The organism is Paraflavitalea speifideaquila, assembly GCF_032395985.1.
In the GTDB taxonomy this organism is placed as follows: domain Bacteria; phylum Bacteroidota; class Bacteroidia; order Chitinophagales; family Chitinophagaceae; genus Paraflavitalea; species Paraflavitalea speifideaquila.
Genome location: NZ_CP135920.1, coordinates 3,726,158 through 3,742,130 on the forward strand (window position 1 = coordinate 3,726,158; position 15,973 = coordinate 3,742,130).

The 15,973-nt window shown below is 45.6% G+C and carries 18 protein-coding genes and 1 pseudogene; 5 read left to right on the plus strand and 14 right to left on the minus strand.

Annotated features, from left to right (window positions below; genetic code table 11):
- The first annotated feature begins 2 nt into the window (after positions 1-2).
- The 4 genes from RS881_RS25340 to RS881_RS25355 all read left to right on the plus strand — a co-directional run bounded on the left by RS881_RS25340 (position 3) and on the right by RS881_RS25355 (position 1,781).
- Positions 3-881, plus strand: coding sequence for an ATP-binding cassette domain-containing protein (locus RS881_RS25340; RefSeq protein ID WP_315824611.1), 879 nt, complete (start codon positions 3-5; stop codon positions 879-881).
- Complete coding sequence (locus tag RS881_RS25345; protein ID WP_425476368.1) at positions 767-1,216, plus strand: ATP-binding cassette domain-containing protein; 450 nt, start codon at positions 767-769, stop codon at positions 1,214-1,216. Before RS881_RS25340 ends, RS881_RS25345 begins: the two co-directional genes overlap by 115 nt.
- A 158-nt stretch (positions 1,217-1,374) precedes the next feature.
- Positions 1,375-1,557, plus strand: coding sequence for a DUF3276 family protein (locus RS881_RS25350; protein WP_315824612.1), 183 nt, complete (start codon positions 1,375-1,377; stop codon positions 1,555-1,557).
- Positions 1,527-1,781, plus strand: coding sequence for a hypothetical protein (locus RS881_RS25355; protein WP_315823643.1), 255 nt, complete (start codon positions 1,527-1,529; stop codon positions 1,779-1,781). The genes RS881_RS25350 and RS881_RS25355 overlap by 31 nt, the downstream gene beginning before the upstream one ends.
- Before the next feature lie 423 nt (positions 1,782-2,204).
- Here RS881_RS25355 and RS881_RS25360 read toward each other — a convergent pair whose 3' ends face one another.
- From RS881_RS25360 to RS881_RS25440, 13 genes and pseudogenes are all read right to left on the minus strand, one after another.
- Positions 2,205-2,621: a hypothetical protein gene (locus tag RS881_RS25360; RefSeq protein ID WP_315823644.1), complete on the minus strand. Its 417-nt coding sequence runs from the start codon at positions 2,619-2,621 to the stop codon at positions 2,205-2,207.
- A 47-nt stretch (positions 2,622-2,668) separates the two neighbouring features.
- A pseudogene (gene pgi / locus RS881_RS59985) lies at positions 2,669-4,317 on the minus strand (glucose-6-phosphate isomerase).
- A gap of 294 nt (positions 4,318-4,611) precedes the next feature.
- On the minus strand, positions 4,612-5,628 hold the full coding sequence (locus RS881_RS25390; RefSeq protein ID WP_315823649.1) for a threonine aldolase family protein: 1,017 nt from the start codon (positions 5,626-5,628) through the stop codon (positions 4,612-4,614).
- A gap of 113 nt (positions 5,629-5,741) precedes the next feature.
- Positions 5,742-8,048 carry a DUF8202 domain-containing protein gene (locus tag RS881_RS25395; protein WP_315823650.1) on the minus strand — a complete coding sequence of 769 codons (2,307 nt, stop codon included), beginning with the start codon at positions 8,046-8,048 and terminating at the stop codon, positions 5,742-5,744.
- A complete protein-coding gene (locus tag RS881_RS25400) occupies positions 7,955-8,749 on the minus strand; it encodes an NIDO-like domain-containing protein (protein WP_315823651.1) in 795 nt (264 codons plus the stop codon). The genes RS881_RS25395 and RS881_RS25400 overlap by 94 nt, the downstream gene beginning before the upstream one ends.
- A gap of 739 nt (positions 8,750-9,488) precedes the next feature.
- A complete protein-coding gene (gene gloA2, locus RS881_RS25405) occupies positions 9,489-9,962 on the minus strand; it encodes an SMU1112c/YaeR family gloxylase I-like metalloprotein (protein WP_315823652.1) in 474 nt (157 codons plus the stop codon).
- 105 nt (positions 9,963-10,067) lie between these two features.
- Entirely contained in the window at positions 10,068-10,307 is a 240-nt protein-coding gene (locus RS881_RS25410; RefSeq protein WP_315823653.1) for a hemerythrin domain-containing protein, read from the minus strand.
- A complete protein-coding gene (locus tag RS881_RS25415; RefSeq protein WP_315823654.1) occupies positions 10,286-10,603 on the minus strand; it encodes a hypothetical protein in 318 nt (105 codons plus the stop codon). The genes RS881_RS25410 and RS881_RS25415 overlap by 22 nt, the downstream gene beginning before the upstream one ends.
- A 287-nt stretch (positions 10,604-10,890) precedes the next feature.
- Positions 10,891-11,103 (minus strand): LytTR family transcriptional regulator DNA-binding domain-containing protein, encoded by a 213-nt coding sequence (locus RS881_RS25420; protein ID WP_315823655.1) that lies wholly within the window; start codon positions 11,101-11,103, stop codon positions 10,891-10,893.
- Complete coding sequence (locus RS881_RS25425; RefSeq protein ID WP_315823656.1) at positions 11,103-11,543, minus strand: LytR/AlgR family response regulator transcription factor; 441 nt, start codon at positions 11,541-11,543, stop codon at positions 11,103-11,105. Before RS881_RS25425 ends, RS881_RS25420 begins: the two co-directional genes overlap by 1 nt.
- A complete protein-coding gene (locus RS881_RS25430) occupies positions 11,516-11,668 on the minus strand; it encodes a hypothetical protein (protein WP_315823657.1) in 153 nt (50 codons plus the stop codon). The genes RS881_RS25425 and RS881_RS25430 overlap by 28 nt, the downstream gene beginning before the upstream one ends.
- 21 nt (positions 11,669-11,689) lie before the next feature.
- Positions 11,690-12,154: a histidine kinase gene (locus RS881_RS25435; RefSeq protein ID WP_315823658.1), complete on the minus strand. Its 465-nt coding sequence runs from the start codon at positions 12,152-12,154 to the stop codon at positions 11,690-11,692.
- 705 nt (positions 12,155-12,859) lie between these two features.
- Positions 12,860-13,234 (minus strand): NAD(P)-dependent oxidoreductase, encoded by a 375-nt coding sequence (locus tag RS881_RS25440; RefSeq protein ID WP_315823659.1) that lies wholly within the window; start codon positions 13,232-13,234, stop codon positions 12,860-12,862.
- A gap of 414 nt (positions 13,235-13,648) precedes the next feature.
- On the opposite strand from RS881_RS25440, the gene RS881_RS25445 reads away from it, so the two are divergent.
- Entirely contained in the window at positions 13,649-14,299 is a 651-nt protein-coding gene (locus RS881_RS25445) for an RNA polymerase sigma factor (protein WP_315823660.1), read from the plus strand.
- Between the two features lie 964 nt (positions 14,300-15,263).
- Here the strand turns inward: RS881_RS25445 and RS881_RS25450 are convergent.
- The gene (locus RS881_RS25450) at positions 15,264-15,587 is read right to left on the minus strand and encodes a helix-turn-helix domain-containing protein (protein ID WP_315824614.1); all 324 of its coding nucleotides are present in this window, start codon (positions 15,585-15,587) and stop codon (positions 15,264-15,266) included.
- Positions 15,588-15,973 lie beyond the last annotated feature (386 nt).

A 15,973-nucleotide genomic window follows, 5' to 3' on the forward strand; every position in this document is an offset into this window, starting at 1 on the left:
TCATTAATAAAAGAAGCGAACACATACAAAGTCTTTTATCCGACCTCACCACCAATGCCCAGCAATCCTATTCCGGTATCCGGGTTATCAAATCCTTTGTACAGGAAGATGCCATGTATGGGTTCTTTGAAAAGAACAGTGAAGACTATAAGCGCAACGCTATCGGATTGGCCAAAATGGAAGCTATCTATTTCCCTTCGATGACCCTTATCATTGGCCTTAGTACGCTTTTTACCATTATGATCGGGGGCATTTATGCCATCTATGGCAGCCACAATGTAGGCATCAGTACCATTGCCGAATTTGTAATGTATATTAACATGCTCACCTTTCCGGTGAGCGCCATTGGATGGACGGCCAGCATGATACAACGGGCCGCCGCCTCCCAAAAAAGGCTTAATGAGTTTCTCGACACAAAACCCGTCATTAACAATCCAGCGCTACCGGTTAACACTGTGTTGGAAGGACATATTGTATTTGACCAGGTTGATTTTGTATACCCCAATACTGGCATACAAGCCCTGAAGCAGTTTACCTTGTCGATCCGTAAAGGGCAAAAGATAGCCATCATAGGTCATACCGGCTCGGGTAAAACTACCATTGCCCAGTTACTCCTGCGTATGTATGATCCCACTGCCGGTAATATTATGATCGATGGGGTAAAAGTGAGCGAGATGAACCTGCAACAACTGCGCAAACAGATCAGTTATGTACCGCAAGACGTTTTCCTTTTAGTGATACCATTACCAACAATATCAGTTTTGGGTTGGGAGAAACGCCCGAAGCCAGGATACAGCAAGCTGCGCGTTATGCCAGTGTGGAAAAAGAGATACAGGGTTTTCATGGCGGTTATGCCACGATGGTTGGCGAACGGGGCGTAACGCTTAGTGGCGGACAGAAACAGCGCATCTCCATAGCCCGCGCGCTCATCAAAGATCCGCAGATCGTTGTATTCGATGATTGCCTCAGTGCTGTAGATGCGAAAACGGAAAAGGAAATACTCGGCAACCTTAGTCTATTCCTTAAGGATAAGACCGCTATCATCATTACGCATCGTATTTTTACCTTATTTGACTTTGACCAGATCGTGGTCATTGAAGAAGGTACCATCCGGGAAATGGGCACACATAATGAATTACTGTCACGTAACGGTTACTACACGTATTTGTATGAGCAACAACAACAGGAGCGCGAAGAACTGACTGACGAAAATTGATTATACAATTTATTTTGTGTCATTCACTAATTATATGCCCGGAAATTTTGTCGGTTCCAAAACAATATTATATTTGTGCCTGCTTTTTTTTGTGAAAATGCCAATTATTAAACTGCAAAATTCAAATGACTGTGGCGTACGAAAACAATGACAAAAGAATGGAAAGCGTTTACAGCAAACGCATCAGGGCCGGGAAAAGAAGAACTTATTTCTTCGATGTGAGAGCTACCCGCGGTAACGATTACTACATTACCATTACAGAGAGTCGTAAAAATTCAACGAAAATGGTTATGACAGGCACAAGATCTTCTTGTACAAAGAAGACTTCAACAAGTTCCTGAAAGCATTGACCGAAGCGGTAGATTATGTAAAAACTGACCTGATGCCCAACTTCGACTTTGACGCCTACAACCATGATCAGGTGGCCGAAGGAGAGGAAATTGCAGTAGACGGTGAAGGTGCAGAAGGGGTAGAAGAGGTAGTCGTAGTAAGCCCCGTAATTGCAGCTGCTCCCGCAACCAACGGAACAGTGGCTGACGCTGGTGATGAAGTGGACAAATGGTAAGAACGAACGTAACTACTATAGTAAAGCTCCTTTCGCAGGAGCTTTTTATGCCCATTGCTAAGAGCCAACTCCCGCAATTCCCAGGTTCTCAAAAGAGAGGGCAGACCCGCCAGGACAATATACCGAACGATCCACTCTCGATGATTATTGATTTGGAGAACGTCACCTACGGCGCCCCTGTAAACAATGTCACCTATTCCTGCCTTCGTCACCCCCTTTAGGGGTTTCGCTTCGTAGAAAACGCAATCATGGAGTATTGTGCGCTGTAGGTGCACCACCGAAGGTTCGTCGCCTACGGCGCCGCATCTAAAACGGAACATGTTGCTACAAAGCGGGAGCCCTAAAGGGGCTCAATGCCCATCAAATGTTGACTCCTTAAGTCAGCAACATTGATTGACGATTGCCGACTCACGATGCCGATCCTCACTTCTCTTTTCCTTCCGGAATCACCTTCTTTTTGGGCCAGATATTCATCGGGTCCAGGTTCTCCTGGCCCGCAATGGGCATGGTTGCCACTGACTTCATGTCAGGTACCAGGCAGGGCATATTATCGGGTTGAAGCGTATAAATTTTCCCATTCAATGCCCGGTGTGAATACGTACCAGCCATCAGACCGCCCTTACTTAACCTTTGTGCTTCTACCAGCTTCCGGAACAGATCGGCCTTGGTAGTATCCTGAGCAGGCAGCTTATATACCAAAGGATTTTCCATCGAAGGAATTGAAAAGAATTTATCCTTTTTCAATTTTTGCAACCTGGTTTTATCATCCAACGGTGTTTGCTGGCTGTATGTGGCCACTGCTAGCGGCAGGAAAAAGGCTAAAATGATACCTTGTTTCATAAGCTGGGCTTTTTGAGCGGATGCACAAACCCCATAAAATACATAACCTATTGTCGCATTTTTTTCCAGGCATTGATCAATCCATTGGTAGAAGCATCATGCCCCTTTACCGTATTATCGTGCTCTAACTCGGGCAAGATCTTATTGGCCAGTTGTTTACCCAGTTCCACACCCCATTGGTCAAAACTGAAAATATTCCAGATCACCCCTTGTACAAAGATCTTATGCTCATACAGGGCAATCAACTGCCCCAAGGTATAAGGGGTGATCTTTTTCACCAAAATAGAGTTGGTAGGCCGGTTGCCTTCAAACTCCTTAAAGGGGGTCAAGGCTTCCATTTCTTTATCCGTTTTGCCAGCCTTCTCCAATTCGGCTTCTACTTCTTTGCCGGTCTTGCCATTCATCAGTGCTTCTGTTTGTGCAAAGAAGTTTGATAATAGCTTGGCATGGTGATCACCAACAGGGTTATGGCTAATGGCCGGCGCTATGAAATCGCAGGGTATCAATAAGGTGCCCTGGTGTATCAATTGGTAAAAGCATGTTGCCCATTGGTACCTGGTTCGCCCCAGATCACAGGGCCAGTAGCATAATTCACTGCTTTGCCTTTGCGGTCTACGCTCTTGCCATTACTCTCCATATTACCCTGTTGAAAATAAGCAGCAAAACGATGCATATACTGATCATACGGTAAGATGGCTTCCGTTTGTGAACCATAGAAATCAGTATACCATAAGCCGATCAAGGCCATGATCACGGGGATATTCTTATTGAATGGGGTAGCCCGGAAATGGTTGTCGGTAGTATGCCCCCTTTCAGTAACTGTTCAAAATTTTCATATCCTATAGTGAGGGCTATTGACAAGCCAATGGAGCTCCACAAAGAATAACGGCCGCCTACCCAGTCCCAGAAACCAAACATATTGGCTTTATCAATACCAAATTTGATCACCTCCTTTTCGTTGGTGGAGAGCGCCACGAAATGCCTGGCTACAAAGGCCGCATCAACGGCTGTTTTCAGGAACCAGTTGCGTGCGGTATGCGCATTGGTCATCGTTTCCTGCGTAGTAAAAGTTTTAGAGGCGATCAGGAAAAGTGTTTCCGCTGCATTCACCTTCTTTAAGGTTTCAACGATATGAGTAGCGTCTACATTTGATACAAAATAAACCTGCATACCTTCCAGCCAGTAAGGTTTCAATGCCTCTGTTACCATATAGGGCCCAAGGTCACTACCGCCAATACCAATATTAACGATATAGCGGATCTTTTACCGGTATAGCCGGTCCAGGCGCCACTATGTACCCGTTGGCAAAAATCACGCATTTGCTGCCATACACGTTGTACATCGGGCATCACATCCTGCCTTCCGCATGTACCGGTTGGCCCGAAAAATTACGCAAAGCAGTATGTAGTACAGCCCTGTCCTCGGTAGCATTGATCGGGTCACCGGAGAACATGGCACTGATGGCTTTATCCAGCTCACATTCCTCTGCCAGGTCCAGCAACAACTCCAGTGTCTTTTCTGTGATCCGGTTCTTGGAATAGTCGAATAATATGTCTTCCAGTTGCAAAGAGAACTTATGGAAACGTTCGGGATCTTCAGCAAACAGCTCCCGCAAATGGGTGCGGTTCATTTTCTTATAATGGTCTTCTAACTTACCCCAGGCCCTGGTACGATGTGGTTTAATAGTTGGTAGCATAATTCATTTAATTGATTTCAAAAGTAATAAAGGGTTTGAATATTATCCTTTACAAAATTGTAAGTGCTAACCTGTATAATCTTAAAATATAGGGCCGAACTGTTGTTTGCCAGCAGAAATAAGATTTCCTTCATAGAGCGCCTTTTCCTTTTGATCAATACAAGGCCCGCCTGACCCTCAACCGTTGACCTGCTTATACTTCGGTTTTTACAGGTGTAATTATAATAATAAGCTCTTTATGTTTAGTAGCATTGGGTGGCCGTTGGCCGCCCTTTTTATGCCTCCTGCTGTATTCTAAATCCCTCCTATCACCCGCACAGTATGTTCTACCATTTCACGGGAAATATCCAGGTGCAATACCAGCCGTACCTGTGTAGGCGCAATGGCGATGGCCAGGATATTGTTTTCCTTTAGCTGCGCCACGATGCCGGTGGCCGACCGGTTTCCATTTACTTCAAAGATGACAATATTGGTTTCTACCGGTAATAAGGACCCTGTAAAAGGAGCTTTGCTCAATGCCTCTGCCAATATCAGTGCATGTTCATGATCAACAGCCAGGCGTTCTACCTGGTTCTCCAGGGCATAAACACCGGCAGCCGCCATATAGCCAGCCTGCCGCATACCGCCACCGAATACCTTACGTATCCGCCTGGCTTTTTTGATAAATGCTCCCGGGCCGATCAGGATACTACCAACAGGGCAACCCAGCCCTTTGTTCAAACAAACGGATATGCTGTGAAACAAGGCGCCATGCGCGTGGGGTGATTCTTTACGGGCCACCAGGGCATTGAACAACCGGGCACCATCGAGGTGCAATTGTAATTGATGCTCATCACATACTTGCCGTATCATCTGAATGGCCTGCAGGTCATAACAACCGCCGCCGCCGCGGTTGGCCGTATTTTCCAGGCAAACCAGCGAAGTACGCGCCTTGTGCACATCGTCCGGGTTGATGCCCTGCAATACCTGTGCGGCAGTCATCCGGCCATGATCACCCTCCAGCAGTTTCACCTGGGCCCCGGCATTGAAAGCAATACCACCGCCCTCATATTGGTATACATGGGCCGTTCTATCACAGATCACCTCATCCCCGGGCTGTGTATGTACCTTAATGGCTATCTGGTTCGACATCGTGCCGGTAGGGCAATACAAGGCCGCTTCCATACCAAATAAGCCGGCCGCCAGGGCTTCCAACTTGTTTACCGTTGGGTCTTCCCCAAAAACATCATCCCCTACAGGGGCTTTCATCATCGCATCCAGCATACCAGCCGTTGGGCGCGTTACCGTATCTGATCTCAGGTCTATTATCATAGTCTATAGAGTTAGTTGCGAATGTACAGGAGATTGCATAAAAAGACAACCGCTCCGGTAAATTCCGGAGCGGTGGCAAACCCAACAGGTTTTGAGTGATCAACAAAAATTTATTATCGTTTTAATACCCTGTAAATATGTTGTTCGCCATTCAACACCACATGCAGCATGTACATACCTGTAACCTTACCAGGGATCCTTACAGGCAAATAGTGAACCCCTTTGTCCATCGACCGTTTGCCGGTGAGGCCTTGCACTTCAAAACGGCGGCCCATGAGGTCATACAGGCCGATCTCTGGCTGATCGTTTTTCAACAATTGTATCATCAACGTCGATTCGTTGGTAGATGGATTGGTATATAACCGGATGGCTGTTGTATTACAACTGTTCACGGATACCATTGTTGAGTACAAAGGGGTTCCGTTCTCATGCGTTGTTTTTAGCCGGTAATAAACTGTACCCGGCAGCGGGGCCTGGTCTGTCCAACTATAATTATCCGTCACATTATCTTTCACTGTTCCAACCGGCGAGAAGTTCACCTTATCCGGGCTACGCTCAATGGTAAAATCATCGGTCGAGGGTAAAAGAGAAGACCATTTTAATTGAATCGACTGGTCTTTACAGGTACCTGTAAATGATTTAAGCTGAATGGGCAGTATCGTGTTGGTAGAAACAGAAGCCAGGGTAAAATAGGGCGTACTGGCAAATACACTCGCTGGTGCAGTGATGGTGGCCACACCTGCAGCCGCAGTGATGGTAATAGTGGGTGTATTAAGGATAGTAGCATTTGAAAAGTTGCCATCGGCATCAACCAGTAACCGCAGATCGGCAGCATTCAAAGGGAGATATCCCGGCGTAACGGAATTAAAATCGAACTTCAACTTAATATCTCCATTCGTAAAATTGGTCCTTTGTATCAGCCATTCACGCTGGATCCGGCAACAGATACCAGTGGGTTTCTCAGAAGGTACACCGAATTGACCCAATGGATAATCGTTATTACTGCCTACCATGAAGTACGACTTATCGCCAGCCGCAAAACTGCCATTATTGGTAGCCTGGTCAATCGTTTGAGCCGATCCAATATAGATGGAAAGGATATCCTGTGAGTTGGAAGTGCTTTTAGACTGCTTTTGCAACTGTCCGCCATTATCATCCCGTGCAATACCTATGATATTATTATTATAGGCAGCATTAGTGGCCCTGTTCCATACAATTGTACCATCGGATGACCGGTAATTATGCGACAAGGTAACGCCATATTTGATAGCCAGGTAGGACTGCACCTTTTCACGGGTAGTCGTACCGTGAGAAGCATTGGCATAGGTTATAATTTCTGCGATACCGCCATCATAAAACTCCAGGTTGCCCGTCCGTTGATAGGCCAGTGCATTGCTGGCATTGGCCGTGGTACGGCCCGAGCCATTGAGGGTTCCGATAGAAGTACCTGCACTGAAGGTTTCCCGCCGGTTGTAATTGTAATCAAACGTAAACATACTCGGCTTATCGGTAGTCCAAACGCTGTTTACGATCAGGTCATTCATATTCCAACTGTCATTAACCGCATAACCGCTGCGTACATCAAAAGAGTTGAATTTATTCATACCTGCTTCACCGGCAAACAGGAACTTACCCGGGGCGCTAAGGTTACCAGCCCCTGGTACGATCACAGCATATACTTCGTAGGGGTTATTGCTGCTGGACAAAATACCACTGTTGTTAATATCCATATAGTCGGCATAAGTAGTACTCTGTGCAGCCGCATCAAAATCAACCACTGGATTGTAATTCAGGTTATTGGTACTATTGTTCAAATAGGTAGGCTGGTTGTTCGAAGCCGTATTGGTAGCATGCCGGGCATTCCCTGATTGGTCGTTCCAGGTATCTACCTTTCCATTATTGGTGGTAGTAGAAGTGCCGGCATTGGCTTTTACCCATAGACTGGCGCCTGTAATACCACCTGGCCCCACTGTACAATCAATAATGGTTCTCCAACCACTGGGATTGGTAGTGGTAGGTGCATAGGCCGTTCCGGCAACAGTAACCTCCGTGCAACGCGCATCCAGGGTTTGGGTAGCAACCGCTGTCGGGGATATATCATAAGTGATCCAGAAATAATTGGTGCCCGTAACAAGCCTTTGCGATCCATTAACGGTAATGGTACCTGTGACTGGCGAAATGGTTACGCCACCTAATTCATTAACAGGTGCAAACCCTGCGGCATTGCCCGAATAATAAACATGCAATCCGGTTAAATTAGCTACGTTGGTCGTAACAATATCAAACTTCATTTGCGTGAGCGAGATGGGGGTTAAAGTACCCCGCGTTAGTATCTGTACGCTGATAATGGCTTGTTGCAGGTTGTTGCATTTGGACACATTGCCGGTAACCTGCCCGGTAGTGGAAGAAACATAAAACATATTGTTGGGGTCCAGGTATAGGTATCCCCATCATACGGCTTCCGGTAATTCCAGTTGGTTTCGCTACCATAAGTAGCTGTTGCATCAATATTACCGTCAATATAGACGGAATAAAAATCGCTGATTACCCCACCGCCACTCAGCCCAATTGAAGCTGAAGCATTATTGGGTGTTCTGTTGGTTTGATCATAAATAAAGTCAACTACATTGGTTCCTTCATAAAACCTTACCTGGAAAGAGATAATCGCATTGGTAGCCGCTCTGTTCCAACGCACATTGGCCCATTGAACCGTCAATACCCGGCTGCCCACCGCTCCTGTTACCTCGTAAGACATACCATTGGCAGGCACCAACAGGTCGTCCCACAAAGGAGCAATGATGGGCCCATTACCAGTGGTAGAAAGGTTATTGGTAGGCATGGAGTTGGTGGTATTGTTCCCTAAACTGATAAATCCATTTGAACTTACCCTAAAATCAGTATAGGCGCCACCTGCATAATAAAAGGTAAACCCAAGGAAAAGGTTGGTTGAAATTACATCATCAGCAGCCGCTGTATTAATGATTGTCCCGCCAATTGAGTTGTAAGAATTATTGGAAGTGGAAAAAGTAAACCCAATCTGGGCATTGGTGTTTAAACTGTTAAAGCAGCTCGTTAAGGTCAATACGAATACAAGCCTCCACCAGCGTAGAGATTTTTGCATGAGAATTTGGATTTAGGGTTTCCTATAGTGTATGGGTCAACTACGTTACTTGCTACATAAACGATTTTCTCACATGCAGATTGTTCCTGCATGGCAAAAAATAATAAAGTATGATTGATCAATATGTTAACCAATCTGGTTGAAGCCCTTATACTGACCCTAAAATCCTCCTGCAAAATGCTGCTTGACAGATCCTGTTTATTTAACCTTGACAATAGTCAAACCCGCATCCACACTGCAAAAAGCACGAAGCAGTTTTACGGCAGGCATTACCGGTAATACTCATGTGCATTTGGGTTGTGTTTACACTATAAGACCCTGGGGTTCTATTTTCTTTACACTGGAAAAGTACGTTCTTTTACAAGTCCCAATTGGTTAACGGGGCGATAGCAGATAGGAGGGCAAGAGGAAACGACAGAACCTGTGGTAATGCAGGTGCATTTACTTTTAACTAAACCGGTAATCTTAAGGAGTATGTAGATATTATAACCGGGTACAAGGGAGGCCCAGCCGGGCTGGCCCGCCTTTTCAAAAATATGCCACAGCAGGGCTATTACAAATACAACAACGAAAACCTGGAGGGTTAAAGTAAGTAACATAGAGTACGGATTTAGTTAAGTACAATATACTGGCACCGGTCAGCTTTTGCAAGCAATCCATACCCATTTAATTTATTGTGCACCACGCTACAAATAGTAGTTACCCTACCCACCTGGGATATCCACATGCTTGATCATAGTCAACAATTGTGAATCCTTGCTCTGTGTCGGCATACGGCCGCCCCATTAAGCAAACGCATGGCCGGTTCTTCCCACTTATTGGCGGGAAGGATTGACGACCTCATACAATTCCAGCGGCAAACCATCAGGATCGGCAAAAAGGTAAACCGCTTGCCTGTAAACTCATCGATCCGGATTGCCTCTACAGCCACTTGCTGACTGGTAAGCCAGTTCACTGCCACCGCTATATCCGGTACCGCAAAAGCAAGATGCCGCAAACCACAGGCCTCCGGACCACTGGGGCGGGGTGGGGGATCGGGAAAGGAAAACAATTCTATCAGGTAATGGTCATTCAAACAAAGGTCCAGCTTATAAGATTGCCGGGCGGCGCGATATACTTCCTGCAGTACGGTAAAACCCAGTATTTCGGTATAAAATCGCTTCGATCGCTCATAGTCCGAACAGATAATCGCAATATGATGTACTTGCTGCAATTGTAACATAGTACGAAGGTAGTGGATGTACTATTAAACTGAATTGCCTTCGGCAAGGGCCTCCTGTATTTTTGCCAGCGGCTCTCTGGCAATTCCTGCTGGGCGCTATTGAAAAAGAAGTAAAAACAGGGAAATGGAGGTTTTCTCAATAGCCCTCAACCAAGCAATGATCTCGGCATTGTTGGTGCCTCGAATGATCCATTTACTGAGGGCATTCAGGTCTTTAGGAGGTAATTTGGCCACCATGACTTTTTCCAGCCCCAACAGTTCGGCATCATTGTAGTATCGCCATAATAAACTGTTGAGCAGGTTATCTTCCCGGGTCATGCCGTCCAGGTTATCCACCAGGAAAGCGGTAAATGTTTTGAGAATGGGTTTGCCAGCAGCTCTTTTTCTGCCGTAGTTACGGCATGATGGTACGCATTCATTACACCACGCATCCGTTGTATCTGCACAGCATTGGACCGGAACTGTTGTTTGATACCGGTTATCAGGTTGGGATTGTATTCTACTATGAAAGGAAACAAGCAATATTCTACCTGCAGGTGGTGCTGACTGAAATAATACAAAGCTTCGCTGATGCTTTCCAAAGCCAGCCTGGCCTCTTCCTCCATGGCAAAATCGGCTTGCTGTATTGTCATGGCCGTTTCATATAAAAAGCCCTTAATCCTTTGTGTACCTGATTGAAAATATTATAGCGTTCCATAGTATACGAATTTGCTACTGAATCAAATATCAGGTATTGTAACCAGGGCAACCAGTATAAATGGGATGAATTGTTGCAGTATTAGCATGATTTGCTACAATTACAAGCCCGCCCCTGAAAAAACTTTATTGCGGATGCTGGAATATATGGATGCCCTAATAAACCGGCATGGCGCCAATATTGACATCCTGGCAGATGAGCAGGTACTGTATGCTGAAACCTTCACTTCCCCATCCACTTCTTAAAATCACTGACTTTCTCCCGGCTTACAATGACTTCTTTGTCTACCGCCGGTTTTAAATGCAGCAGCAGGCGGTTGCCAAAATAGTCATGGATCTGATCTACACTGTCTACCGCTATATAGAAAGCCCGGCTAATACGAAAATAGCGGTCCGGATCAAGCATATCTTCCAATTCATCCATGGTATAGTCCACTACAAACTTGCGGTTATCATAGGTCTTGAAAAATTCAGTCGGCCGTCACTGAAGAAATAAGCGATCTCCTCCACTTCAATAGATACCAGTTTCTGCGCATGTTTTACCAGAAACCGTTTGCGGTATTCCTTTGGTTGCAGTTTCTGGCGCAGCTCTTTCACCAGGCTCTCTACATTCAGGTCGGTATGCGAACTACCGGCTGCATAGAGGTCTTTAATTTGGCGGTATTTATTGAGCGCTGTTTCCAGGTCTTCCTTTTGGACAGGCTTCAGTAAATAATCAATGCTATTCACTTTAAATGCCTTCAGTGCGTATTCGTCGTACGAGGTGGTAAATACTACGGCGCTTTTAACAGCCGTCCGGCTGAATATCTCAAAGCTTTGTCCGTCACTCAATTCAATATCCATCAGGATCAGGTCGGGAGAGGGGTTGTCCTGCAACCAATCGACCGTACTTTGATGCTATCGGTAACACCCACCACTTCAGCTTGTGCATCAACACCAGCCAATGTTTTCTGTAGCTTTTTGACTGCCAACTCTTCATCTTCTACGATTAGAATTTTCATATATAAACCTTTTATGCGTTGTTAATGTATATATTTTTGTACAACACTTAATTTCTTTTCATACCCACTATGCCAGATCAATGGCAGGATCACCGTAAAGTTCCGGGTATCGGAGAATACCTGAAATCCCGGCTGTTCCAATAGCTCATATTTCAACCGGATATTGGCCAGTCCAATCTTATTGGAAGGGTACTTGATCGTTTTACTTTGCAGGTTATTATTCACTGCCAGTTGATTGCCAGCCATGGTAAATAGGTCGATCACCAGTGGCTGTTGCCGGGAAACGACGTTGTGCCTCACCGCATTTTCGACCAGCAGTTGCAGGCTAAGAGAAGGCAGCAGGTAATGGTATACCTTGCTCAATTCATCCAGGAAGCTTTCCGCCTGCCTGGGGTCTTCAGCTATCAGTGATGAAAGTGTATTGAAACAGTTAAACAGGAAATGCGGGTTCAGTTGGCTTTTAAGCCCCAACAACCGGCTTTGCATGTATTCCTTTTTCAATTTTGTGGCAGTGTAAACCTTTGAGGGGTATGGGTGTCTACTGTCATTATAATAACAAATTACCATCTTTTGTAAAGGGCAAGTTAAGGGGTTTCTACAGAATGAGGATTCAGGAGGATGAATTGAGGATTCTTTTGGGTGAAATGGAGTGAAGTCGGGAAGACCGGAAAGACCGGAAATCGGGAAGACCGGAAGTCAGGGAAGACTGAAAAGACCGGAAGACCGGAAGTCGGGAAGACCGGAAGTCGGGGAAGACTGGAAAGACCGGAAGACCGGAAGTCGGGAAGACCGGAAGTCAGGGAAGACTGGAAAGACCGGAAGACCGGAAGTCGGGAAGACCGGAAGTCAGGGAAGACTGGAAAGACCGGAAGACCGGAAGTCGGGAAGACCGGAAGTCGGGAAGACTGGAAAGACCGGAAGACCGTAAGTCGGGAAGACCGGAAGTCAGGGAAGACTGGAAAGACCGGAAGACCGGAAGTCGGGAAGACCGGAAGTTCTGAAAAACAGAAAGGCCAGTCTTTCGGACTTTCCGACTACCGGACTATCCGACTATCGGACTATCGGACTTTCCGACTTTCCGACTACCGGACTTTCCGACTATCGGACTATATCCTACACTTGATCCACCTTTCGGATGATATTGAGGTAATCACGCGCTGCCTGGGCACCGGGTTTCCATTCAGGTGGAAACTAGGCCGTATCTACCAATTGAACACCGGGAGCTACCAACAGGCTCCCGGCTCCGCCTATTACCAGCAAACGTTTTACGCCCGCTGCTTTTAGTTCTCTTTGTATGGCTTGTGCCCCTTCCAGGAACTCATCGTAAATACGCGGGTTTTGCCAGCCAGGATTGTAAGCACTGATCACAGCATCCTGCCCTTTGACCAGACTGGCAACAGTTCCTTCTTGCAAAATATCTCCTGGCTTTATTATAAGCAGCGGATCCTTTGTAGTAACTTTTTCAGGATGCCTTACAAGGATAGTCACTTCATGACCACGCTGCAATGCTTCCTTCAACAATTGTGACCCTACAAATCCAGTGGCGTCGATCAACGCAATTTTCATATGGTACGATTTATATCATAAATATAATTAATATCCCGGCAGCGGATACAGCCCTGCGAAAATCTTTAATGTGTGTATTGTCTGGAAAAATAATTAAGTGTATTGAATGGCATTCCTGTGCAGTATGGCAAAAATTACTACTTTACTCCATCATTGATTTTATTTTTACAAACTACTACGGTTTTTGATCCCACTCTATTGAAATGATGATCCATACCCTCCATGATGGCCTGGGTGATAGCCCCCACCATTTCCTGCCTCATGAACAGATGATGAGATTACTGCCAGATCAGCGTAAACCAGTTCTGCTAAACGAGACGCACTTTTACTGTAACACTTACCAGGTGTCCTTATTTTCTTGTATCATGATTGATCAGTTGGTCCATCGATCAACTGGCATTAAACCCCTTACACATGAGCAAAACATCTACGGAAAAGGAACTGATGCAACGTTTCCGGCAAGGAGACGCACTCGCTTTTAACACCATTTACAACCGGTATTATTCTTCACTCCGTTATTTCTCCCAAAGGCTTACTTGTCGCAAGCGGGAGGCGGAAGATATTGCCGTTGAAACTTTCGTTAAGCTTTATCGCCTCTGCGGCAATTTTGATAATGTGGCCAATATACGGGCTTTCCTGTATGTCACTGCCCGCAATGCCTGTTATGACTACCTGTCTTTTACCCATCACAGGCCGGCCTATGAAAAGGACCTGGAACAAGTATTTGCCGGACAGGAAACTTATCCCATAAAAGAAGAATCAACGGCTCACACCTTACAGCAAGCGGTATTTGAAGCCATGGAACACCTGCCCGAAGAATGTGGTAAAGTATTCAAACTGGCGTATGTGCAAGGATTAAAAACAACCGACATTGCCAGGCTGCTGGCAATTCCTGAACAGGTAGTCAGGGGCCACCGACGGCGCTCCATTAAATTATTACGTATTGCACTCTTTGAGAAACGCCTTCCCGAAGCTGCCCTCATTTGTCTCAATATGGTAAGAACGGGCTCCCTTAGCCATGTAAGGGATACGGTTTCCGTATTTGATGACAATACGGTGAACTAAACAATCGGAGGCATTAATTAAAATTGTCTGCCCGGTATAACCGCAGTTGGGGGAAGTAATCCACCGCTACTGCCGGCTCCGCCTGGTAAGGCATTCCAGGGAGTGTTGAATAACGGAGCCGGCTGGAGGTAGCTGATGGAATCATTGATTGTTTGGAATACAAACCAATCAGGCTTAACCAGAGATCCTATTCTTTTACCTGTAAAAAACACAATTGTATCTTCTCCTGCACCCTGTTTTCTTCCACATATTGCAAGCACACCCACTTTTATTACCAAGAGAACCTGTAGAAGCCGCTACGTCCCGCCTGAATGGGTCAGGGATAGGATAGGAGAGAGGTAACGGCCCTTCAGCAGGTTACCGGTTTATCATGCCTATATCCCTGGCAGATTGCGGGGAATGCATTTGGACAGAAACCTTAACCGGCTTATTGTTAAAACAGGAATACGTTATCAAAATAAAATACCTGACCGGATAGCTATTGGATAGTATTCATAAGGATACAGCCACCCGGAAACTGTTACAGAGACCGGTGTCCGAAGTGGTACTTCGGAGTGACTGGAAGATGGTGCCGGGAGGCAGTGAAAAAAATGAAACCGGTTATGAAATCCCCCAAACCGGTTCCAGGTGTGTTACAACGAAGTTGACGACCCGGACTAATAGCTTCTGCCGGGCCGAAGTGTAATCCGGAGCAGAAGGGTCAGGCATCAGCAACATCCATAAACTACAGTTTACATTCAAACCTGCCTGCAAGTTACTTCCACTCATTTGTCCTATCTGCACAAAAAGTTTTCCTATCTGCACAAATTTTAAAGCCATCTGCAATCATTCATAACAGTTATAACATCCTTATAGTCACGCAAATACAGCGTTTACAGATCATCGTATAGGTAAAAAAAATACATAAGAGGCGGAAAAACAGGGTTTTAAAATGCTGCCAGGATTACCCTCAGCTGCGCGTTGTTTATTGGTGCTTGTTTCGCCATTGAGAAGGAGATATTGTAAAAGCTTTTTTAAAGGCCGCACTGAAACTGCTAATGGTATTATAACCTGCCAGTGCAGCAATCTGTTTAATGGGTCTGTCCGTATCTTCTAATAGTTTCCTGGCTTTTTCCATCCGCATTTGTACCTGGTAGGTATAGATGCTGACGCCAAAAAGTTTCTTAAAGCCATATTGTAGCTTAGTACGGTTCATGCCCGCTTCAATGGCCAGGTGTTGAATTGTTGTATGTGGCAATTGCTTATGGTTAAGGATATCCTTCACCGCTCTAATGCGTTGGACGTCCACATGCTTCAACTTAATTTTTTTGCACTCATTTCCGTTATTTTAGGCAAAGACTATCCATAGCGTATCGCCGGAATTCCGTTGCTACGATGCATTTCACAGGACAGAATCATTTCAAAAGGCATGTAAATATTGTACCATCACGCAATAGATGTGAAATCTGCGCAGGTACTCATTTTGCTGTAGAATACAGACTCAATAACGGTTAAGTCCAATTTGCTGAGGAATCAAAGCCAAAGCAGTAACATGGCCTTTTCCAGGCCATCCCATGAAATTCGTGGGGGCAATGGAAAGGTTTGTCTTTATAGGGGCGGTTGGCCTAGCTACAAAGCGGTTACACTTAACGATATTGAATACTCGTTGTAACTGTTTGGGGTAACGCAAATATA